The following is a 20791-nucleotide window of genomic DNA, read 5'->3' on the forward strand; positions in this document are numbered from 1 at the left end:
GAGACCCCGAAGCCGCGTCACCGGAATACAGGAGCATCCCCATGCAGAAGACCCACTCGCTTGAGCGCCTCGTCGTCGTTGTCGGCGTCGCCCTGGCCTCCCTGCTGACCGTCGCCGCCAGCGCCGCGGTGCACACGGAGGCCGCCCCGGCCGCCGCGCCGTCGCACATCGACTGGCAGGCGATCACCGACACCGCCAACCAGCAGTTCTACTTCAACTGATCCGGCAGGGCCGCCTTTGACGGTTGACGGAGCGCTGCCCGGGCCGCGTCACCCCTGCGTCCTCTTCCGGAACAGCGTGACCGCTTCGTCCAGGTAGGACGCCAGCTGCGTCGCGTCGCCGCCCTCCGCGGCGATCACCGCGAAGCGGTCGCGCGCGTCGGCGCGGGCCTGTTCCAGCAGTGCGGCGTCGCCGGCCAGGGCCGCCGCCCGCGCGACGAAGGCTTCCTCGTCGTCCACCAGGAAGGCCGGGCCGACGACGCTGGCGACGTCCCCGACGGCCAGCGACAGCGCGGGAACTCCGGCCGCCAGCGCGTGCACCGCGCTGCCGCCGCCACCGGTTCGGCGCGGGTTGAGGAACAGGTCGCACAGGCCCAGCAGGCCCTCCATGTGCTCCACAAAGCCGAGCGGGCGCAGCCGCCCGGCGTGCCGGGACCGCTCCAGGCGGCCGGGCAGCGCTTCCGCCGCCCCGGCGAACAGCACCGTCGCGCGGGGCACGGCGTCGAGCACGCGTTCCAGAAGGGCCAGGAAGGCGGCGTCCACCTCCGCATCCAGCCGATTGCCGACGACCACGCAGGCGAAGGCGTCGTCGGGAATGCCGAACGCGGCCCGCCCGCCCTTGACTCCCGAGGCGCCCCCCGAGGCGACATCGCCGTCACGGCGCGGGATCATGCCCAGGCGGAACGGCCGCCACGCCGCGGCAAGGCGCCCGCCCCCCGCCGGCGGGGCCGTCCCCCCGTAATCCAGCGCGATGTCGGCGAGCGTCACGGGCGTGCCCGAGGTGGTCGGGATGTGGACGAGCGGGCGCGCCGGGGCCAGCAGGTCGGCGATCACCACGGACCCGCCGAAGCCGATCACCACATCCGGGTCGAACGCCTCCACCGCCGCCAGGAAGCCCTTCACCTTGTCGGCGCCCAGGCCCGGCTGGATCGACGACAGCATGCGGATGCGCTGGCCCTCGAACGTCGCGACCTGTTCCCCGTTCAGCTGCTCCTCCACCGCCGCGGCGAAGGGCGGGACGAAGGGGCTGTAATAGCTTTCGGGCATCATGTTGGTGTTGAGGATCAGCACCTCCCGCCCGCAATCCTGCTGCAGCCGGGCCGCCTGCCGGACCATGTCGCGCGACGGCTGGTGGTAGCCGGACAGGAGCTGGTTGGTGACCATCACCACCCGCCCGGTGGCCGGCGCCCCGGCCGGGCGCGGAACGGGATGGGCGTCCAGCCGGCGCGCGATCTCCCCGACGAAGCGCTCGTAGAAGGGAAAGAGGCGGGAGGTCAGGAAGTCCGGCGCCGTGGCCGCGTCCATGCGCATCAGGAACAGCTGGCGCTGCATGCACCAGTAGATGTGGTTGACCCCCTCCAGCGCCGCGAGGTCGAGGACGTTCTCCAGCCGGTCGAGGATGGCGGCGTAGCGGCGCAGGTCCCCGGACACGCAGGCCAGCGCCGACTCGCGCAGGATGGGGTCAAGTCCGGCGGTGGCGGCCTCCAGTTCCGCCATCAGGGCCGGATCGTCCGCCAGACGGCCGCCGCGCGCCTCCTCGCAGGCGGCGGCGATCGCCCTCAAATGGTCCCCGGTGCCGACCGGCCCGCACAGGCGCACGAGCAGGTCCGAGAGAAGGTTGCGGCGGTCACCAGCGTCGTGCTGCATGGGGGCGATCCGGGAGGGCGGTGGCGGAAGGGAGGCGCGTGATCCCACCACTTCTAGGACCGCCAGCCCGGATCGTCAAACTTTGGCGAGTGAACGCCCTTCGCTGTCAGCCGAACTGGAAGCGCGTGGCGTCCAGGTCCGCCCCGTCCACCCCCTCCAGCAGGACCGACTGAAGGGCGCCGGACCCGCCCAGCCATTGGATCACCGCGCCCTCGCCGGTCTGGCGGATGGCGGCCTGCACGTCCAGGAAGCCGTCGAAGGCCGTGTGGCTGAAGCGGATGCGGTCGCCGTCGGACAGGCTGAAGTCCGTGATCCGGTCCTGCCCGCTGGCGTCGCCCCAGATGATGAAGACGTCGGCGCCGGCGCCGCCGGTCAGCGCGTCGTCGCCGGTGTGGCCGGACAGCTCGTCGTCGCCCTCGCCGCCGAACAGACGGTCGTCGCCCGTCCCGCCGAACAGCCGGTCGTCGCCGCCGCCGCCGTACAGCGTGTCCGCCCCGTCCAGCCCGCTCAGCCGGTTGTCGCCGCCGTCGCCGACGATCCAGTCGCCGTAGGCGGAGCCCTGGACGTTCTCGATCCCGCTCAGCCGGTCGCCGGCCGCGTCGCCGCCCTGCTGCACCGCCGCCGTCAGGTCGACGCGCACGGCCAGCGAGCCGGCATAGTCCGCGGTGTCCTGCCCGGCCCCGCCGTCGATGGTGTCGGCCCCGGCCCCGCCCTGGATCAGGTTGTCGCCGGCGTCGCCGCGCAGGACGTCGCCGTGCGACGAGCCGGTCAGGTCCTCGATTCCCGCCAGCCGGTCGCCCTCCGCGTCGCCGCCCTTGCCGGTGCCGGTTCCGAGGTCCACGGTCACCCCCACGGCCGAGTAGGCGTAGGTGGCTCGGTCGTGCAGGCCGGCACCGCCGTCCAGCGTGTCGGCACCGCCGCCGCCGCGCAGCGTGTTGTCCCCGCCGTCGCCGGTCAGCCGGTCGGCGAAAGCGGAGCCGGTCAGGTTCTCGATGCCCGTCAGCACATCCCCCTCGGCGTCGCCGCCCTGGCCGGTGCCGGTCGCCAGATCGACGGTGACCCCCGCCTTCGACGACAGGTAGACCGCCATGTCGCGCCCGTCGCCGCCGTCCAGCGTGTCGGCACCGGCGCCGCCCCACAGCTGGTCGTTGCCGCCGCCGCCCGACAGCTGGTCCGCTTGAGATCCGCCGATCAGCGTGTCGTTCCCCACGCCGATCCGGGTGACGCGCACCGCCTCGAAGCCGACGAAGCGCCCATCGTCGGGCAGGCTGTCGCCGCGATGCAGATCGAACAGCCGATCGCCGGCGCCGTCCAGCGTGACGACCAGCGTGTCGAACCCGTCGCCGCCGCTCGCCGTGTCGGCGCCCTGCACCAGCACGATGTCGTCGCCCGCCCCGCCCATCAGCACGTCGGCACCGGCTCCGCCGTCCAGCCAGTCGTTGCCCTCGCCGCCCATAACCGTGTCGTCGCCCTCCCCGCCGTCGAGCCGGTCGTCGCCCGCATTCCCGAGCAGCAGGTCATCCCCCGCCCCACCGGACAGCACGTCGTCGCCCAGCCCGCCGTCCAGCAGGTCGTCGCCCGCACCCCCGTCGATGGTGTCGCTGGCGGCGGCCCCGGTCAGCGTGTCGCTCCCGGCGCCGCCGCGCAGGACCACCCGCTCGAATCCGCGGAAGAAGATGCCGGTGTTGGTGTCGCCGCTGCTGAAGTTGAACAGCGTGTCCACCGCGCCGTCGAAGGTCAGGTCCAGCAGGTCCCAGCCCGGCCCGCCATCCAGCGTGTCGGCACCGGCCCCGGCGATCACGGTGTCGGCGCCGAATCCGGCGTTCAGCACGTCGTCCCCGGCCCCGCCGTCGAGGAGGTCGTTGCCATAGCCGGCGTCGATCCGGTCGTCGCCCTCCCCACCCGTCAGCACGTCGTTGTCGTAGCCGCCGTCGAGGGTGTCGTTCCCGCTGCCGCCCGCCAGCGTGTCGTTGCCGTAGCCTCCCTCCAGCGAATCGTCACCGCCCCGGCCATCCACCTGATCGTTTCCGTAATCGCCGTCGAGGGTGTCGTTGCCGTCGGCGCCGGCCAGCGTGTCGTCGCCGTAGGAGGCGCGCAGGTTCACCGTCTCGAAGTTGCGGAAGCTGATCCCGGCCGAGGTGGTGCCGACGGCGAGGTCGAATTGCACCGGCGACGCCCACAGCATCACGTCCAGCCGGTCGTTGCCGGCCCCGCCGTCCAGCGTGGCGCCGTCCTCCGCATAGACCTGGTCGTCGCCGGTGCCGGCGTCGACCCAGTCGCCCCGGTCGGCGTAGACGGTGTCGTTGCCGGCGCCGCCATAGACGGTGTCGCGGCCATAGCCGGCGTAGACGCGGTCGTTGCCACCGCCGGCCTCGATGTGATCGTCACCGAAGCCGGTCTCGATCAGGTCGCCGCTCGGCATCCAGGGGACGTCGGCCGCGTCGGCGTCGCCACCGATCACCGTGTCGTTGCCGCCGCCGGTCCGCAGGTTGAGCCGTTCGAAGCCGCTGAACGTGGCGCCGCTCGACAGCGCGCCCGAGGCCAGATCGACGCGCAGCCCGCCCGCCAGGTCGGGCTTGAAGACCAGCAGCGTGTCGGTACCCTCCCCGCCCTGCAGGTCGTCGCCCACGCCGTCGCTGCCCACGGTGTCGTCGCCGGGGCCGCCGAGCAGCGTGTCGCGCCCGCCGTCGCTCCACAGATAGTCGTTGCCACCCAGCCCCTCGATGAGGTCGTCACCCGCCGACCCCACCAGGGTCTCGCCAAAAGCCGTACCACGCACGTCCATGACCAATCCTCCGTCCAGCACGCGGGCGGCAAATTAGGCATGGTTGAAGTCATAACTCAACAGTCAACTTACGAAGAGCTGTGAATTATATTTGAATATTGAGAGTTGTTTAGGATCTCTATTTGATTGTGAAAAGGATCATGATTGAACATTGCTTGATTAATGCATCGACTTTCATTGCAGTTGCGGAGGGATGGGCGGCGGACCTCCCGTCAGATCACCGCCGTCGCGACCAGTTCGATGCGCACGCCGGGGGACAGCAGCTCCTTCACCACCACGGTCGCGCGGCAGGGATAGGGCGGCGTGAAGAACTCCGTGTAGACCGCGTTCATGCCCGCGGAGTCGGCCCGGTCGGTCAGGTAGATCGACATCTGCGCCACGTTCGCCAGCGACCCGCCGGCCGCGCGCATCGCCTGCTCCAGGTTGCGCAGCGCCTGGCGGGTCTGGGTCTGGATGTCGCCCTCCACGATCGCGCCGGTGACCGGGTCCTTGGGAATGTGCGCCGACCAGACGAGGTTGCCGGCGCGCAGTGTGGGCGTCACCGGCCCCTTCGGCGGGGCGATTCCGGTGTCGATGGGTTCGAGCATGAATGGTTCCTTCCCGGTCACGGTGCCGCGTGCAGGTGGGTGATGAACTTGGTGGTGAGATAGCCGTCGAAGGTCTCCGCACCGCCCTCGCTGCCATAGCCGCTGTCGTTCACGCCGCCGAAGGGCGTTTCGGCCAGGGCGAGGCCGAAGTGGTTCACCGACACCATGCCGGCAGACAGCCCGTGCGAGACGGCGTGCGCCGTGTCGGCGGAGCGGGTGAACAGGTAGGATGCCAGCCCGAAGGGCAGGCTGTTGGCGCGGCGCAACGCCTCCTCCACGCTGTCGAAGGGCGTGACGATGGCGAGCGGCCCGAAGGGCTCCTCCCGCATCGCCAGGATGTCGTCCGCCGCGCCGTGGATGACCGTCGGCGCGTAGAAGAATCCCGGCCCGTCCAGCCGCTGGCCGCCGGTGGCGATGGCGGCGCCGCGCGCCCGCGCGTCCTCGACCAGCGCGTCCATGGCGGCGATCCGGCGGGCGTGGCACAGCGGCCCCATCGCCACCTCCGCCTGTAATCCGTTGCCGACCCGCGCGGCGGACAGGCGCGCGGCGAAGCGGTCGAGGAAGCGGTCGTGGACGCTCCGCTGCACGTAGAAGCGCGTGGGCGAGATGCAGACCTGGCCCGCGTTGCGCAGCTTCGCCGCCGCCAGCGCGTCGGCCGCGGCCTCCACGTCGGCGTCCTCGGACACCAGGACCGGCGCGTGGCCGCCCAGCTCCATGGTGGTGCGCTTCATGTGCTGCCCGGCCAGCGCCGCCAGCCGCTTGCCGACGGGGACGGAGCCGGTGAAGGACACCTTCTTCACCGCCGGCGCCTCGATTAGCGCGCGCGACACCTCCGCCGGCTCACCCCAGACGAGGTTCAGGCAGCCGGGCGGCAGGCCGGCCTCGGTGAACAGCCGGCCGATGGCGACGACGGCCGACGGCGTGTCCTCCGGCCCCTTCAGGATGATGGTGCAGCCGGCCCCCAGCGCCGCGCAGACCTTGCGTACTGCTTGGCTGAAGGGGAAGTTCCAGGGCGTGAAGGCGGCGCAGACGCCGACCGGCTCCCGCACCACCGACTGGCTGATCCGCGGGTCGCGCGGCGGGATGATGCGGCCGTAGATGCGCCGACACTCCTCCGCGTGCCAGTCCGCGTGCTCCGCCGAGAAACGCACCTCGGCCAGCGCCTCGGCCAGCGGCTTGCCCTGGTCGAGCGTGATGCCGCGGGCGATGTCCTCCGCGTTGGCCCGCACCAGATCGGCGAAGCGGCGCAGCACCGCCGAGCGGGTCATGGGCGAGCTGGTCCGCCAGGAGGCGAAGGCCCGCTCCGCCGCCGCGACGGCGCGGTCCAGATCCGCCGGGGTGGCATGCGGCAGCCGCCCCAGCACCGCCCCGGTCGCCGGGTCGACGACCTCCTGCCCCGCCCGTTCCCCGGCTCCCAGCCAATCACCGTCGATCAGCAGGCCGAGTTCCGGGTAAGCGGCCTCGGCCGCGGGCGCGTTCGTCCGTTCCTGCAGCACGGGCTGCACTCCTTAAATAATTTCAGAGGGGCGCTGGCGTTGGCCGTTTCCCCCTCTCCCCTCTGGGGAGAGGGTCGGGGTGAGGGGGTTGAGGGGGGACCGGACAGCTCTGCATCCGCCGGAGCCCCCTCACCCTAACCCTCTCCCCAGAGGGGAGAGGGGACTAGGTCAGCGGCCGGTGCGGTTCGTTACTGCATGAATCAGCCGTGGCTGACGACCAGCGATTGGCCGGTCAGGGCGTTGGATTCGAAGCCGGCGAAGAACAGGGCGGCCTCGGCCACGTCCTGCTCCGTGGTGAACTCGCCGTCGACCGTGTCCTTCAGCATGATCTCCTTGACCACGCGGTCTTCGGAGATGCCGAGTTCCTTGGCCTGCTCCGGGATCTGCTTGTCGACGAGCGGGGTGCGCACGAAGCCGGGGCAGATCACGTTGGCGCGCACGCCGTGCTTGGCGCCTTCCTTGGCGACCACCTTGGCGAGCCCGATCAGGCCGTGCTTGGCCGTCACGTAGGGGGCCTTGAGCAGCGAGGCCTCCTTCGAATGCACGGAGCCCATGTAGATGATGCTGCCGCCGGTGCCCTGCCTGTACATCTGGCGCAGCGCCGCCCGCGTCGTCAGGAAGGCGCCGTCGAGGTGGATGGCCAGGAGCCGCTTCCACTTGCCGAAGTCGAACTCGTCGAGCGGCGCGATGGTCTGGATGCCGGCGTTGCTGACCAGGATGTCGAGGTGGCCCGCCGTGGCGACCACCTTGGCCATGCCGGCCTCCACCTGCGCCTCGTCGGCGACGTCCATCGCGATGCCAAAGGCGCCGAGCGGGGCCGTCTCATTGAGTTCGCGGGCGGTGGCCTCGGCGGCGTCCAGGTTCAGGTCGGCGATAACGACGCGGGCGCCTTCGCGGGCGAAGGTCCGGGCGATTTCCTTGCCGATGCCGCTGGCGGCACCGGTCACGAGAGCGACTTTGTCCTTCAGGCGCATGGTTGTCCTCTGTTCGGGAAAATTTTGACCGGGGTGGATCAGCGCAGGTAGTCGTGCACGACCGTGCCGAGCCCCAGGGTCAGGTCGGCGACGAGGTGGGTCGCCGACACGACCTCCAGCACCGGCAGGTCGGCGACCGGGGCGAGCGCGTGCGGCGTGAGGGCGAGTGCCGCGGGGCCGGTCCAGGCGCCCTTCAGCGCGATGTCCTCCAGGTGGTATTCGACCAGTTCGCAGATGCGCGGGCTGCCGTCGACGTGCGGGATGATCTTCAGCAGGAAGTTCGGCCCCTCCAGCGACGCCTTGACCGCCGCCGGGTCGAGCGCCCGGTGCTTGTAGCCCATGGTGCCCGTCGCGACGCGGACCGGCCCGTAGTCGAGCGTGCCCACCAGCGTGTCGGACGCCACGGCCAGCGCCGGGTTGCCGAGCTTCTTCGGGAAGCCCCAAAGCTCGCGGCCGCCAGCGATGGCCGGCTCGTCGTTCAGGAACATGCAGTGGGTGTAGCCGCCGCGGCGCCCCTGGAAGGACACCGGGATGACCTGCCCGGTCTCGGTGTAGTCGCCGAAGCCGCTGGAATCCGGCATGCGGATGAACTCGTACTTCACCAGCGGCTCGTTGGGGTCGATCTCCAGCGGTTCGGGCACGACGGCCCGCAGCTTCGCCGGGTCGGTGCGGTAGGTGATGACCAGGAACTCGCGGTCGATGAAACGGTACGGGCCCGGCGGATAGGCGGGGCTGACCAGCGGCATGGCGAAGGCGCGCTCGCGCACATCGGCTGCTTTCATGTCCGGTGTCCTTCAGGGGATGGGGTGGTCTATTCGCGGCCGTCGGCGGCGAGGTCGAAGGTGAAGACGCCGTCGTGGTTCGACGGCCGCTCCAGCACCTCCGGGTGGCGCAGCGTGCGCAGGGCGTCGTGGTAACCGGCGCGCCAGTGGTCCTGCATGGTCAGGCGCGAGAATTCGTAGTCCTTGGAGTGGCCCTCGTACTCCTTCGACCGGTAGATCAGGTGCACGATGCTGTAGACCTTGCGGTCGGCCATCGCGCTCAGCAACTCCGCCTCCTCGCTGGCGCGCAACTCGGGCGGCAGCTTCGACAGCAGGCCGGCGAGCGCATGGCGGGCGCGCTGCATGGTCTTGAACTGGTCGGTGCTGGCGCGCGTGCGGCTGGAATACTGGATTTCCTTCTGCCGGGTCGCGACCTCGGCGAGGCTGCGCGGGAAGGCGCCCCGCGCGCTCCACAGATCGACCTGGAAGGCCAGCGTGTCCTGCCGTGGCTGGCTGTCGACCACCCATTGCAGCGGCGTGTTGGAGACGAGGCCGCCGTCCCAGTAATGCTCCCCCTCGATCTCCACCGCCGGGAAGCCGGGCGGCAGCGAACCGCTCGCCATCACATGCTCCGGCCGGATGGTGTGGGTGGTGGTGTCGAAATAGACGAAGTTTCCGGTGCGCACGTTGACCGCGCCGACGCTGAAGCGCGTCTCCCCACTGTTCAGCCGGTCGAAGTCGATGAGGCGTTCCAGCGTGCTCTTCAGCGCGCCGGTGTCGTACCAGCTCGTCGCCTCCGGCGAGCCCAACGGCTGCAGCCAGGGGGCGGGGCGGCGCGGCGCGAAGAAGCCGGCGGCACCGTCGAACAGCGCCTTGGCGGCGCTCATCTGGTTGAACAGCGAGCGGGCGGAATCGCCGCGCGGGGTCCATTGCGGCACGCCGGTCATCCAGTCGGCCCAGGGGTTCGCGGTGACGGACTCCCAGAAGGCGCACAGCTTCGCCACGCGCTCCGCCCTGGGGTTGCCGGCGATGATCGCTGCGTTGATCGCCCCGATCGAGATGCCGGCCACCCAGTCCGGGTGCAGGTCGGCCTCGGCCAGGGCCTCGTACACGCCGGCCTGGTAGGAGCCCAGCGCGCCGCCGCCCTGCAACAGGAGGGCGATGCATTCGAAGGGCGGGCGGCGATCCATTCGGTTTGCCTTTGGGCGGCGTGCGGCGGATGGGGCCGCGTTCGGAAGCCACTGGTCATGGGGCATCGGCGTCTCTCCATTCTGCCCGCCCGGTCTGTCCGCCTTCGGTGAGCGAGGGCGCGGCCTTGACAGGGATAAGCCGTCCGCGCCGCACCCGGAATCAAACCTAGGTTTTATCGGCCGAGGCTTGCTGGCCCAGGCTGGAAACCAACGGGTCTCGGCGGCTGACAGGGCCCATCATCCGCCCCGGGGCCCGGGAGCACCATCACACTGCCGTGTGGCCGGAACCTGACTTCATGGCGGCGTGATCTGGACCAACGTATAGGGCGGGGTTGGCGAGGGCGCGTACACGGCAAAAAACCGCCGCGGCGGGGCCGTGGCGGTTCAGGGTTGCGCGGCGGGACGGAGGGCGTGCGGGGTCAGTGCGCGTCCACGACGGAATGCAGGCAGGCGATCAGGTCGTCGTCGTCGACCGGCTTGCCGAAAATACACCGGGCGCCGCCGCCCATGGCCTTCGCCTTCGTCGCGTCGTCGGCGTAGCTGGTCATGAAGATGATCGGCGGCGGGTGCCCCTCGGCATTGAGGCGATCCTGCAACTCCAGGCCGGTCAGGCCCGGCATCTTGACGTCCGAGATCATGCAGGCGATGGAAGGCCGGTCGGCGAAGCCGAGGAAGTCCTCCGCCGACGCGAAGCCCAGGCACCGGTAGCCGAGCGACCGGATCAGGTCGCCGAGCGCTTCGCGAATGGAATCGTCATCGTCGACCACCGCTATGACAGGTGCAGAACACACGGACCATCGCCTTTCGGACTGGACGCTTGGAATGGCTGGCGCGAAACCGTTGCGCTTGCCCCATCGTCACCGAGAAGCCCGGACGAAGATACTACACATACGTCTAGGATCGCGATTAGGACTGGATAGGACCGGCGCGGTCATGAGGATTCCAGAAGCTCCACCTTGCGGACGAGGTCGGCGACAGATCTCACCTGCATTTTGCGCATGACGTTACCGCGGTGCAGCTTGACCGTCACTTCGCTTATTCCAAGGTTCCCGGCGATTTGTTTGTTCATCAGCCCTTTGACGACCGCGTTCATCACTTCGCGTTCGCGCGGAGTCAGGGTGGCGGCCTGCGCCTCCGCCTCTTGCGCGGCGCCGCGGCTCGCCCGCCGGGCGCGGTCCTTCTCGATGGCGCCGGACACCGCGTCGAGCATGTCCTGGTCGCGGAAGGGCTTGGTCAGGAAGTCGGAGGCCCCGGCCTTCATGGCGCGGACCGACATCGGGATGTCGCCGTAGCCGGTCATGAAGACGATGGGCATCGGGTTGCCCGCACTCGCGAGGTGCCGCTGGAACTCCAGCCCGCTGAGGCCGGGCAGGCGGACGTCGAGGATGAGGCAGCCGGGCCGGTCCGGCAGGGTGGCCTGCAGGAACTCCTGCGTGGAGGCGAAGCAGAGCGCCTCGATCCCGACGGAGCGCAGCAGGTCGCACAGCGCCTCCCGGATGTGTTCGTCGTCGTCGACGACCAGGACGAGCGGCTGGTCCGCCGCGCCGGTGTCCGCCTTCTGCGTCATGATGCCCCCTCTCCCGCGGGGAGCACGACGTCGAACTCCGCGCCCCCGTCCGCATGGTTTCTTGCGGTCAGTGTGCCTCCGCGCGCCTCGATGGTCGAGCGGCAGATCGCCAGCCCCATGCCCATCCCGTCCGCTTTCGTCGTGAAGAAGGGGTCGAAGAGCCTGGCCAGGTTCTCCTCGCTGATGCCGGCACCACGGTCCCGGACGGACAGGCTGACCAGCCCCGGCTCCGGGCTGCGCACCGCGACGGCCAGTTCGCGCACGGGGGAGCGCGCCTCGCTCATCGCCTGGAGGCCGTTGGTCATCAGGTTGATCAGCACCTGCTGCATCTCCACCCGGCTGGCGGTGACCGGCGGGACGTCGGCCGCGAGGTCGGTGCGCAGCGTAGCATTGTGGGCGGCGAGTTCGCGCTCCAGCAGCAGCGCCGTTTCGCGGACCAGATCGCGCAGGTCGATCGTCTCGTCCCGCGGGGCGCTCTTCACCAGCATGCCGCGGGTCCGCTGCACGATCTCGCTGGCGCGCTTGCCGTCGCGCACCGTGCGCTCCGCCGCCTTGGCCGCGGCCTCGATGTCGGGGGGATCGCGGCGCAGCCAGCGCAGGCAGGTCTGCGCGTTCATCACCACGGCGCCCAGCGGCTGGTTCACCTCGTGCGCGATGGACGCCGACAGGGCGCCCATGGTGGCCGCGCGGGAGGCGCGCGCCAGCTCCGCCTGGGCGGCCAGCAGCGCCTCCTGCGTCTTTTCCCGCTGGGTGATGTCCACCACGCCCACGACCACCTGCCCGAAGCCGACGTCGTCGTCCGGCAGGGCGATGGCGAGCAGGACGGTGCGCGGGCGCCCGTCCAGGCCGATCAGGCGCGCGCGCCCCTCGTACCGGTCGCGGCCGTCCACCAGGGCGCGCAGGATCAGGCACATCGACGGGTCGTCCGGCGGCAGGAAGCGTTCCAGCGATCCCAGCACCTCCGCGCGGTCGGTAGCGCCGAGCAGTTCCAGCGTCGCGTCGTTCACGTCGGTCGTGGTGATGAGGCTGGTGAGGCGCCGGGCCAGGCCCGGCTGCGCCTCGACCCGCGCCATGAGGTCGGCGCCGTCCCGCACGCCGAGGTCGTCCAGCGCGGACCGCACCGCCGTGTAGTCCTGCTCCCACAGGGAAAAGCGCGCCTGCTCGAAGATGGAACGGAAGCGTTTTTCGCTGCGCGCCAGCGCCGCGTTGGTCTGGACGAGCAGTTCCCGCGACCGCTGGTCGCGTTCCAGCAGGAAGGTGGTGATCAGGATGGCCGCGATCGACACAGCGCAGCGCAGGGCCGAGCCGACGCCCATGTCCGACCAGTGGGACAGCAGGAAGGATGCCAGCGTCAGCCCGGCGAAGCCGCAGCCCAGCCGGACAATGCCCGTCCGGGTCAGCCCCCGCGCGGCGATCAGCAGCGCGATGGCGTAGAGGACCGCGACGGCGATCTCCACCTCGGTGAAGGTGTCCACGGCGAAGATCGCCATGGCCAGCGGAACGGCGAGGATCCCGGCCCGGCGATCATCCCGCTGCCTTTTCAAACATTGGGGCCCGTTCAAGCTTTGGGGCCCGGTCATCGTCGGCATGTCTTGGATTCGTGAAACCGTTCGAACGTGGCGGAACGGTAGGATGGATCACCGCGCCGGATCCAGAACGCCATTCCGCCAATTCGGCTTATTTCATCGGCCACGGATAGCTACCGCCACAGGTTGGACTTGGCGAGGTCGATGATGTCGTCCGCTTTGCCGCTCATGATGGCCTTCACCATGTAGAGCGAGAATCCCTTGGCCATTTCCAGGGTGATCGACGGCGGCATCGCCAGCTCCGTCCGGTTCACCACCGCGTCGACGAGCACGGGGCCATCGTGGGCCAGCGCGTCGGCGATCGCGGCGTCGACATCGGCCGGATCCTCGACCCGGATTCCGCGCACGCCGGCGGCTTCGGCCATGGCGGCGAAGTTCGGGTTCTTCAGCTCCGTGCCGGTGTTGATGAAGCCGGTCGACTTCTGCTCAAGCTCCACGAAGCCGAGCGTGCCGTTGTTGAAGACGACCACCTTCACCGGCAGGCCGAGCTGACCGAGGCTGAGGAAGTCGCCCATCAGCATGGTGAAGCCGCCGTCGCCCGACAGCGCGACCACCTGGCGTCCCGGAAAGGCGGCCTGGACGCCGATCGCCTGGGCCATGGCGTTGGCCATCGAGCCGTGCCAGAAGGACCCGACCAGGCGCCGCCGACCGTTCATCGCCAGATAGCGCGCCGCCCAGACGGTCGGGAGCCCGACGTCGCAGGTGAACACGGCGTCGTCGGAGGCGTGGTCGCTGATCGCCTTCGCGACCTGCTGCGGGTGGATGGGCCGGTGGCCGCTGCTGCCGTCCGCCAGCGAGTCCAGCTGCTTGCGCGCCTTCGTGTAATGCTGGCGCGCCGTCGCCAGATGCCGGCCGTCCGTCTTGCGCTTCAGCAGCGGCAGCAGCGCGCGCAGCGTGGCGCGCACGTCGCCCACCACGCCGAGGTCGACCGGCGCGCGCCGCCCGATCTGCTCCGCACGGATATCGACCTGGGCGATGCGGACGTTTGAGCCCTCCGGGTAGAACTGGCGGTAGGGGAAGTCGGTGCCCAGCATCAGCAGCACGTCGCAATCGCGCATGGCGTAATAGCCGGAAGAAAAGCCGATCAGGCCGGTCATGCCGACGTCATAGGGGTTCTCCCACTCCACATGCTCCTTGCCGCGCAGGGCATGGACCATGGGGGACTGGAGACGCTCGCCCAGGGCCAGAAGTTCGTCATGCGCGCCCTGGCAGCCCGAGCCGCACAGAAGCGTGACGCGCCCGTCCCCGTTCAGCAGGGCGGCCAGCCGCTCCAGATCCTCCGGGCCCGGCGTCACGACCGGGTCCGGCGGCAGCAGGCCGTGCAGCTTCGGCGGCGGCGCGGCCGCGGCGGCCTGCAAGGCGACGTCGCCCGGCAGGGTGATGACCGACACGCCGCGCTTGCCCACCGCCGCGCGGATGGCGATCTCCAGCGTGCGCGGCATCTGCGACGGGCTGGACACCAGCTCGCAATAGTGGCTGCAATCGCGGAACAGCTCCTGCGGCTGGGTTTCCTGGAAATAGCCGGAGCCGATCTCGGACGAGGGGATATGCGCGGCGATGGCCAGCACCGGCGCGCGGGAGCGGTGGCAGTCGAACAGGCCGTTGATGAGGTGCAGGTTGCCGGGGCCGCAGCTTCCGGCACAGACGGCCAGCGAGCCGGTCACGTGCGCATCCGCCCCGGCCGCGAAGGCTGCCACCTCCTCATGCCGGACGTGGATCCATTCGATCTTGCCCTTACGGCGCAGCGCGTCGGTGAGGCCGTTCAGGCTGTCCCCGACCACCCCGTAGATCCTCTTCACGCCGGCGGCGGCGAGAACGGCCGCGAACTGGTCCGCAACGGTTTCTGACATGACGGTGTCTCCGTGGACGGTTGTGGCGCTCCGCGCCGTCTTCACATGGTCCGCAGAGCAACATAGGCGAACCCGTTCGTTATTGAACGGCCGACATCTTCGTTGAATGATCGCACGGCAATATCAGGTCCTACCCAATTCGCGCGAAATCCGATTCACGATGAGGAGGCGCGAGAAGCGATGCCTATAGGAGCGATCTGTTCCAGTGTATTGGCCCGATAGACCTAAGTATGGTGTTCCGGCGCGGAGTCCTGGCGTAGTTTGACTGACAGCTCCTCTGTCTTTCCTTGCACGGTAGCGAAGGCAGCGAAACTTCCGGTTCTCCTCCCAGACCGGACTGGTCGGGCGGTTTGTCTCATGCCCCGAAAAGGCAAGCCGCCCGACCATTTTTTTACCCGACCATTTTTTAAATGCTGGGAAGGCATCCGCCTCGCGACCGGGACCGCGCACGGCAAACGCGCGCTTTTCAAAACAACTCCCCGCCGCGGACCGAGAAACACTGGGCCGACCCGGCGCAGCCCCCTGGGCGTCGCGCGCCGGTGGCGCGACTGCGAACAAAGGGATTCCCATGAGTCAGGCCTCGACTTGGACGGCCCCGGACACGCTCCCGCACGGGCCCCGTCACGGGCGGACCGTCGGCGCGGTCCTGGCCCTCGCCCTGCTGGGCGGCGGCGTTTGCGCCTACATCCTCCACGGCCGGGCGGACAAGCCCGCGGCGCCGACGCCACCGCCGCCCATCCCGGTCAGCGTTGCCTCCGTCGCGCGGCAGGACGTGCCGTTCCGGCTGTCGGGCATCGGGACGGTTCAGGCGCTGAACACCGTGACGGTGCATTCCCGCGTCGACGGCGAGTTGCAGAAGGTCTTCTTCACCGAGGGTCAGGAGGTCAAGGCCGGCGATCCGCTGGCCCAGATCGATCCCCGCCCCTTCCAGGCCGCCCTCGACCAGGCCACCGCCAAGAAGGCGCAGGACGAGGCGTCGCTCGCCAACGCGCAGCTCGACCTCGCCCGCTTCGAGACGCTGGCCCAGCGGGACTTCTCCTCCCGCCAGCAGGCGGACACGCAGCGCGCCCAGGTCGCCGAACTCCAGGCCCAGATCAGGGGCGACCAGGCGACCATCGACAACGCGCAGGTGCAGCTGGGCTACACGCTGATCCGGTCGCCGGTGAACGGGCGGGCGGGCTTCCGCAACATAGACGCCGGCAACATCGTGCACGCGACCGATAGCACGGGCATCGTCGTGGTCACCCAGACGCGCCCGATCGACGTCGTCTTCACCTTGCCGGAGGGCCACCTGCAAGCCGTCCAGGCCGCGATGTCCAAAGGCACGCTGGCCGTTTCGGCGACCAGCAGGGAGAACCGGACGCGGGCCGACGACGGCGTCCTGAAGCTGATCAACAACCAGATCGACCAGACCACCGGCACCATTCAGCTGAAGGCGGAGTTCCCGAACGCCGACAACGCGCTGTGGCCGGGCGAGTTCGTGGAGGCGGACCTGCTGCTGCGCACCGACAAGGGCGCCCTGACCGTCCCGCCCGACGCGGTGCAGCGCGGCCCCAACGGGTCGCTGTACGTCTACGTCGTGACGCCCGACGGCACGGTGGAGATGCGCACCGTCACCGCGGCGCGGATCGGCGCGCAGGCCGCGGTCATCGCTGCCGGCCTCAGCGAGGGCGAGCGGGTGATCGTTTCCGGCCAGCTGAAGGTCCAGCCGGGCGTCCGCGTCGCCGTCCAGCCGGAGGCGATCCAGGAGGAGGCGGTCCAGCAAGAGGCGGGTGCGCCATGAACATCTCCGCCCCCTTCATCCGCCGCCCGATCGCCACCGCGCTGCTGATGGCGGCGCTGCTGCTGGCCGGCGCGGCGGCCTACCCGCTGCTGCCCGTGGCGCCCCTGCCGCAGGTGGACTTCCCGACCATCCAGGTTTCCGCCTCCCTGCCCGGCGCCAGCCCGGAGACGATGGCCGCCACGGTGGCGCAGCCGCTGGAGCGGCAGTTCGCCGAGATTCCGGGCGTGACGCAGCTGACCTCCACCAGCACGCTCGGCAACACGCAGGTGACGGTCCAGTTCGTGCTCGACCGCAACATCGACGGTGCGGCGCAGGACGTGCAGACGGCCATCAACGCGGCGGGTGGCCAGCTGCCCAAGAACCTGCCCAGCCCGCCGACCTACCGAAAGGTCAACCCGGCCGACAGCCCGGTGCTGATCCTGGCCGTCCATTCCGATGCGTTGCCGATCACCCAGGTGGACGACTATGCCGACACCCGGCTGGCGCAGCAGATCAGCCAGATCAGCGGCGTCTCCCAGGTGACCATCGGCGGCGAGCAGAAGCCCGCCGTGCGCATCCAGGTGGACCCGGCCAAGATCGCCGGCATGGGATTGTCGCTGGAGGATCTGCGCGGGGTGATCGCCACGGCGACCGTCAACGGCCCCAAGGGCAACATCAACGGGCCGTCGCGCAGCTTCACCATCTACGACAACGACCAGCTGACCAAGGCGGAGCCGTGGAACGACGTCATCGTCGCCTACCGCAACGGCGCCCCGGTGCGCATCCGCGACATCGGCCAGGCGGTGGAGGCGCCGGAGAACGACCAGGAGGCGGGCTGGCAGAACGGGCAGCGCGGCGTTCTGCTGATCGTCTTCAAGCAGCCGGGCGCCAACGTGATCGACACGGTCGACCGCATCAAGGCGGAACTGCCGCGCCTGACCGCCTCCATCCCGCCGTCGGTCCACACGGAGATCATGTCGGACCGCACGCAGACCATCCGCGCCTCGGTGGAGGACGTGCAGTTCACCCTGCTGCTGACCATCGCGCTGGTGGTGATGGTCATCTTCCTGTTCCTGCGCAACGTCCCGGCCACCGTCATTCCCGGGGTCACGGTTCCCCTGTCGCTCGCGGCGACGCTGGGGCTGATGTATGTCTGCGGCTACAGCCTGGACAACCTGTCGCTGATGGCGCTGACCATCGCGGTCGGCTTTGTCGTGGACGACGCCATCGTGATGATCGAGAACATCCATCGCCACATCGAGGACGGCGTGCCGCCGTTCGAGGCGGCGCTGAAGGGCGCGGGGGAGATCGGCTTCACCATCGTCTCCATCAGCCTGTCGCTGGTCGCCGTCTTCATCCCGCTGCTGCTGATGGGCGGAATCGTCGGCCGCCTGTTCCGCGAGTTCGCCGTCACCATCACGCTGACCATCGCCGTGTCGGCGCTGGTGTCGCTGACGCTGACGCCGATGATGAGCGCGCGGCTGCTGAAGGACGAGCACAAGACGCGCCACGGCGTCCTCTACCGCGCGGTGGAGCGCGGGTTCGACGGCATCCTCGCCGCCTACCGGATGGGGCTCGACGTCGTGCTCCGCCACCAGGGGATCACGCTGCTGTTCTTCGTGGCGACGGTCGCGCTGACCGGCTGGCTGTTCGTGACCATTCCCAAGGGTTTCTTCCCGCAGCAGGACACCGGCCTGATCATCGGGCAGACCCAGGGGCCGCAGGACGTGTCCTTCGCCGCCATGAGCCGGATGCAGGAGCAGGTCGGCGCCATCATCGGCAAGGATCCGGACGTGGCGACCTGGGTCGGCACGGTCGGGGCGGTCGGCGGCCTGCCCGGGAACATGGGACGCTTCTTCATCACGCTGAAGCCGCACGGCCAGCGGACGGCCAGCGCCGACGCGATCATCAACCGCCTGCGCCCGCAGGTGGCGCAGGTGCAGGGCGTGCGGCTCTACCTCCAGGCCGCGCAGGACATCAACATCGGCGGCCGGGCGTCGAACGCGCAGTACCAGTACACGTTGCAGGACGCGAACCTGGACGAGCTGAACGAATGGGCGCCCAAGGTGCTGGCGCGGCTGGGCAAGTTGCCGGAGCTGCGCGACCTGTCGTCGGACCAGCAGACCAACGCGACGACCGCCACCCTGACCATCGACCGCGACCAGGCGGCCCGCTTCGGCATCCAGCCACAGCTGATCGACGACACGCTGTACGACGCCTTCGGCCAGCGGCAGGTGACGCAGTACTTCACCCAGACCAACAGCTATCACGTCATCCTGGAGGTCTCGCCCGACCTGCAGGGGATGACCGGAACGCTGGAGCGGCTCTACCTGCGCTCCCCGACCACCGGGCAGCAGGTGCCGCTGTCGGCGATGGTGAAGATCTCCACCCGGCCGATCACCTACCTGTCGATCAACCACCAGGGTCAGTTCCCGGCGGTCACCCTGTCCTTCAACCTCGCCCCGAACGTGTCGTTGAGCCAAGCGACGCAGGCCATCACGGGCGCGATGACCGAGATCGGCGCGCCGGCGGCGCTGGTCGGGTCGTTCCAGGGCACGGCGCAGGCCTTCCAGGACTCGCTGGGCAGCGTGCCCACGCTGATCGCGGCGGCGCTGGTCGTCGTCTACATCATCCTGGGCGTGCTGTACGAAAGCACGGTCCATCCCCTGACCATCCTGTCCACCCTGCCCTCGGCCGGACTTGGCGCGCTGACCACCCTGTGGCTGGCCGGCATGCCGTTCGACGTGATCGGGCTGATCGGCTTGATCCTGCTGATCGGCATCGTGAAGAAGAACGGCATCATGCTGGTCGATTTCGCCATGGCGGCGGAGCGGGAGCGCGGCCTGCCCCCGCGCGACGCGATCCGGGAGGCCTGCCTGCTGCGCTTCCGCCCCATCCTGATGACGACCATGGCGGCCCTGCTGGGCGGCGTGCCGCTGATGCTGGGCACCGGCACGGGGTCGGAGCTGCGCCAGCCGCTGGGCTACGCCATGGTCGGCGGGCTGCTGGTCTCGCAGCTGATGACCCTCTACACCACGCCGGTGATCTACCTCGCCTTCGACCGGCTGACCCGCCGCCGGTCATCGGAACAGATCCCCGAGGCGGTCACCGCGGGTCGGTGATGGTCAGCTCCGTCTCCGCCGTGTCGACCACGAAGACGGCGAGGAGCTTGGCCGGGCGGCTGTCGCTGGCATTGGCGCTGACGCCGTGATGGTCGCCCGGCAACTCGGTGAAGTTCTCGCCGGCCTGGTAGGTCTTTTCCGGGCCGTCGTTGACCTTGCTGCGGATGGCCCCCTCCAGCACGGTGGCGTAGATGATCGCCGATTTCGCGTGGGTGTGGGCCGGCGAGAAGCCGCCCGGACCATATTCGACGAGCACGCCCTTGATGCTCTTGCCCGGGACGTTGGGCAGCGGATGTTGGTAGACCTGGGTCACCTTGGCGTTCTTGGCCTGAGGCGTGTCGGCCAAGGCGGCGCCGAAGGGCAGCGCGGCGAGCGCCAGCGCGCAGAGAATGCGTTTCATGGATCGTTTCCTTTGCGTGGAGGTTGCGGCTCAGGCCCGCGCGCGGCGCAGCCAGTCGTCCAGGCCGATGCGGCCGAGGCGCGCCGGACCGGTGGGGACCAGCGACTGCTCCACGACGCGCCCGCCGAAGTAGCGCGGCTCTGCGGCGCTGACGACCACGCGCGTGTCGCCCACCGCCTTAAGATAGCGCCGGATGATGTCGGGGAAGGGCGCGCGTTCCGGGCCGGCGATGTCAATGGTGCCATTAAGCGGGGATGCCAGCGCCGTTTCCGCCAGGATCGCCGAGACCTCCTCGGCCGCGATCGGCTGGAACAGCACGGGGGCGATGCGCACCTGGTCGCCGTCCGCATGGCCGTCGGCGAGCATGGGGAGGAATTCCAGGAACTGGGTGGCGCGGACGATGGTGTAGGGGATGCCGGATTCCTTGATCAGCCGTTCCTGCTCCACCTTGGCGCGGAAATAGCCGAGGTCGGAGATCCCATCGGTGCCGACGATGGACAGGGCGACATGGTGCTTGACCCCGGCCTTCGTCTCCGCCGCGGCGAGATTGCGCCCGGAGGTGTGGAAGAAGTCCATCACCGGCTTGTCCTCGAAAGAGGGCGCGTTGACCACGTCGACGACGACGGCAGCACCGGCCAGCGCCTCGTCCAGCCCCTCCCCGGTCACGGTGTTGACGCCCTTGCTGGGCGACGCCGCCAGGACGTCATGGCCGCCGCCCTGCAAGATCGCGACGACCTTGGACCCGATCAGCCCCGTGCCACCGACAACGACGATCTTCATCTGTGAACCCTCCGGTCAGCCGGCACCGCGTGCCGTGATGCGAATTCTGGGACCGGACTTCGACGC

16 protein-coding genes are annotated in these 20791 nt (G+C 69.7%); 3 read left to right on the top strand and 13 right to left on the bottom strand.

Going from position 1 to position 20791, the window contains the following annotated elements:
• The first annotated feature begins 41 nt into the window (after nucleotides 1–41).
• Nucleotides 42–221 carry a hypothetical protein gene (locus tag J2851_RS12885; RefSeq protein ID WP_209766682.1) on the top strand — a complete coding sequence of 60 codons (180 nt, stop codon included), beginning with the start codon at nucleotides 42–44 and terminating at the stop codon, nucleotides 219–221.
• A 48-nt stretch (nucleotides 222–269) separates the two neighbouring features.
• Here J2851_RS12885 and J2851_RS12890 read toward each other — a convergent pair whose 3' ends face one another.
• The 11 genes from J2851_RS12890 to poxB all read right to left on the bottom strand — a co-directional run bounded on the left by J2851_RS12890 (nucleotide 270) and on the right by poxB (nucleotide 14661).
• Nucleotides 270–1865 (bottom strand): glycosyltransferase, encoded by a 1596-nt coding sequence (locus J2851_RS12890; protein ID WP_209766683.1) that lies wholly within the window; start codon nucleotides 1863–1865, stop codon nucleotides 270–272.
• Between the two features lie 106 nt (nucleotides 1866–1971).
• Nucleotides 1972–4650, bottom strand: a complete 2679-nt coding sequence (locus tag J2851_RS36320) for a calcium-binding protein (protein ID WP_281416024.1) — start codon at nucleotides 4648–4650, stop codon at nucleotides 1972–1974.
• Nucleotides 4651–4862: 212 nt separating this feature from the next.
• On the bottom strand, nucleotides 4863–5237 hold the full coding sequence (locus J2851_RS12925) for a RidA family protein (protein WP_209766684.1): 375 nt from the start codon (nucleotides 5235–5237) through the stop codon (nucleotides 4863–4865).
• A gap of 17 nt (nucleotides 5238–5254) precedes the next feature.
• Complete coding sequence (locus tag J2851_RS12930) at nucleotides 5255–6733, bottom strand: NAD-dependent succinate-semialdehyde dehydrogenase (RefSeq protein WP_307419785.1); 1479 nt, start codon at nucleotides 6731–6733, stop codon at nucleotides 5255–5257.
• Between the two features lie 200 nt (nucleotides 6734–6933).
• Nucleotides 6934–7707 carry a 3-hydroxybutyrate dehydrogenase gene (locus tag J2851_RS12935; RefSeq protein ID WP_209766685.1) on the bottom strand — a complete coding sequence of 258 codons (774 nt, stop codon included), beginning with the start codon at nucleotides 7705–7707 and terminating at the stop codon, nucleotides 6934–6936.
• A gap of 38 nt (nucleotides 7708–7745) precedes the next feature.
• A complete protein-coding gene (locus tag J2851_RS12940; RefSeq protein ID WP_209766686.1) occupies nucleotides 7746–8489 on the bottom strand; it encodes an acetoacetate decarboxylase in 744 nt (247 codons plus the stop codon).
• A 29-nt stretch (nucleotides 8490–8518) separates the two neighbouring features.
• On the bottom strand, nucleotides 8519–9658 hold the full coding sequence (locus tag J2851_RS12945) for a DUF3734 domain-containing protein (protein WP_246500622.1): 1140 nt from the start codon (nucleotides 9656–9658) through the stop codon (nucleotides 8519–8521).
• 419 nt (nucleotides 9659–10077) lie between these two features.
• Nucleotides 10078–10449 (bottom strand): response regulator transcription factor, encoded by a 372-nt coding sequence (locus J2851_RS12950; protein ID WP_307420492.1) that lies wholly within the window; start codon nucleotides 10447–10449, stop codon nucleotides 10078–10080.
• A 140-nt stretch (nucleotides 10450–10589) separates the two neighbouring features.
• Nucleotides 10590–11225: a response regulator transcription factor gene (locus tag J2851_RS12955; RefSeq protein ID WP_209766688.1), complete on the bottom strand. Its 636-nt coding sequence runs from the start codon at nucleotides 11223–11225 to the stop codon at nucleotides 10590–10592.
• A complete protein-coding gene (locus tag J2851_RS12960; protein ID WP_246500623.1) occupies nucleotides 11222–12715 on the bottom strand; it encodes a sensor histidine kinase in 1494 nt (497 codons plus the stop codon). Before J2851_RS12960 ends, J2851_RS12955 begins: the two co-directional genes overlap by 4 nt.
• A 209-nt stretch (nucleotides 12716–12924) precedes the next feature.
• Entirely contained in the window at nucleotides 12925–14661 is a 1737-nt protein-coding gene (gene poxB, locus J2851_RS12965; RefSeq protein WP_209766690.1) for a ubiquinone-dependent pyruvate dehydrogenase, read from the bottom strand.
• Between the two features lie 568 nt (nucleotides 14662–15229).
• Between poxB and J2851_RS12970 the strand changes: the two genes are divergently transcribed.
• Together J2851_RS12970 and J2851_RS12975 are read left to right on the top strand one after the other, a co-directional pair.
• Entirely contained in the window at nucleotides 15230–16444 is a 1215-nt protein-coding gene (locus tag J2851_RS12970; RefSeq protein ID WP_209766691.1) for an efflux RND transporter periplasmic adaptor subunit, read from the top strand.
• Nucleotides 16441–19545 (top strand): multidrug efflux RND transporter permease subunit, encoded by a 3105-nt coding sequence (locus J2851_RS12975; RefSeq protein WP_209766692.1) that lies wholly within the window; start codon nucleotides 16441–16443, stop codon nucleotides 19543–19545. The genes J2851_RS12970 and J2851_RS12975 overlap by 4 nt, the downstream gene beginning before the upstream one ends.
• Here J2851_RS12975 and J2851_RS12980 read toward each other — a convergent pair.
• Entirely contained in the window at nucleotides 19529–19945 is a 417-nt protein-coding gene (locus tag J2851_RS12980; RefSeq protein ID WP_209766693.1) for a cupin domain-containing protein, read from the bottom strand. The genes J2851_RS12975 and J2851_RS12980 overlap by 17 nt on opposite strands.
• Nucleotides 19946–19975: 30 nt before the next feature.
• Entirely contained in the window at nucleotides 19976–20725 is a 750-nt protein-coding gene (locus J2851_RS12985; RefSeq protein ID WP_209766694.1) for an SDR family oxidoreductase, read from the bottom strand.
• Nucleotides 20726–20791 lie beyond the last annotated feature (66 nt).

It is taken from the genome of Azospirillum rugosum (assembly GCF_017876155.1).
Taxonomy (GTDB): Bacteria; Pseudomonadota; Alphaproteobacteria; order Azospirillales; family Azospirillaceae; genus Azospirillum; species Azospirillum rugosum.

Excerpts from the sequence above, each read along its gene's own strand:
- J2851_RS12885 (WP_209766682.1), top strand. The coding sequence starts at position 42 with ATGCAGAAGACCCACTCGCTTGAGCGCCTCGTCGTCGTTGTCGGCGTC.
- J2851_RS12890 (WP_209766683.1), bottom strand. The coding sequence starts at position 1,865 with ATGCAGCACGACGCTGGTGACCGCCGCAACCTTCTCTCGGACCTGCTC.
- J2851_RS36320 (WP_281416024.1), bottom strand. The coding sequence starts at position 4,650 with ATGGACGTGCGTGGTACGGCTTTTGGCGAGACCCTGGTGGGGTCGGCG.
- J2851_RS12925 (WP_209766684.1), bottom strand. The coding sequence starts at position 5,237 with ATGCTCGAACCCATCGACACCGGAATCGCCCCGCCGAAGGGGCCGGTG.
- J2851_RS12935 (WP_209766685.1), bottom strand. The coding sequence starts at position 7,707 with ATGCGCCTGAAGGACAAAGTCGCTCTCGTGACCGGTGCCGCCAGCGGC.
- J2851_RS12940 (WP_209766686.1), bottom strand. The coding sequence starts at position 8,489 with ATGAAAGCAGCCGATGTGCGCGAGCGCGCCTTCGCCATGCCGCTGGTC.
- J2851_RS12945 (WP_246500622.1), bottom strand. The coding sequence starts at position 9,658 with ATGGATCGCCGCCCGCCCTTCGAATGCATCGCCCTCCTGTTGCAGGGC.
- J2851_RS12955 (WP_209766688.1), bottom strand. The coding sequence starts at position 11,225 with ATGACGCAGAAGGCGGACACCGGCGCGGCGGACCAGCCGCTCGTCCTG.
- J2851_RS12960 (WP_246500623.1), bottom strand. The coding sequence starts at position 12,715 with ATGGCGATCTTCGCCGTGGACACCTTCACCGAGGTGGAGATCGCCGTC.
- poxB (WP_209766690.1), bottom strand. The coding sequence starts at position 14,661 with ATGTCAGAAACCGTTGCGGACCAGTTCGCGGCCGTTCTCGCCGCCGCC.
- J2851_RS12970 (WP_209766691.1), top strand. The coding sequence starts at position 15,230 with ATGAGTCAGGCCTCGACTTGGACGGCCCCGGACACGCTCCCGCACGGG.
- J2851_RS12975 (WP_209766692.1), top strand. The coding sequence starts at position 16,441 with ATGAACATCTCCGCCCCCTTCATCCGCCGCCCGATCGCCACCGCGCTG.
- J2851_RS12980 (WP_209766693.1), bottom strand. The coding sequence starts at position 19,945 with ATGAAACGCATTCTCTGCGCGCTGGCGCTCGCCGCGCTGCCCTTCGGC.
- J2851_RS12985 (WP_209766694.1), bottom strand. The coding sequence starts at position 20,725 with ATGAAGATCGTCGTTGTCGGTGGCACGGGGCTGATCGGGTCCAAGGTC.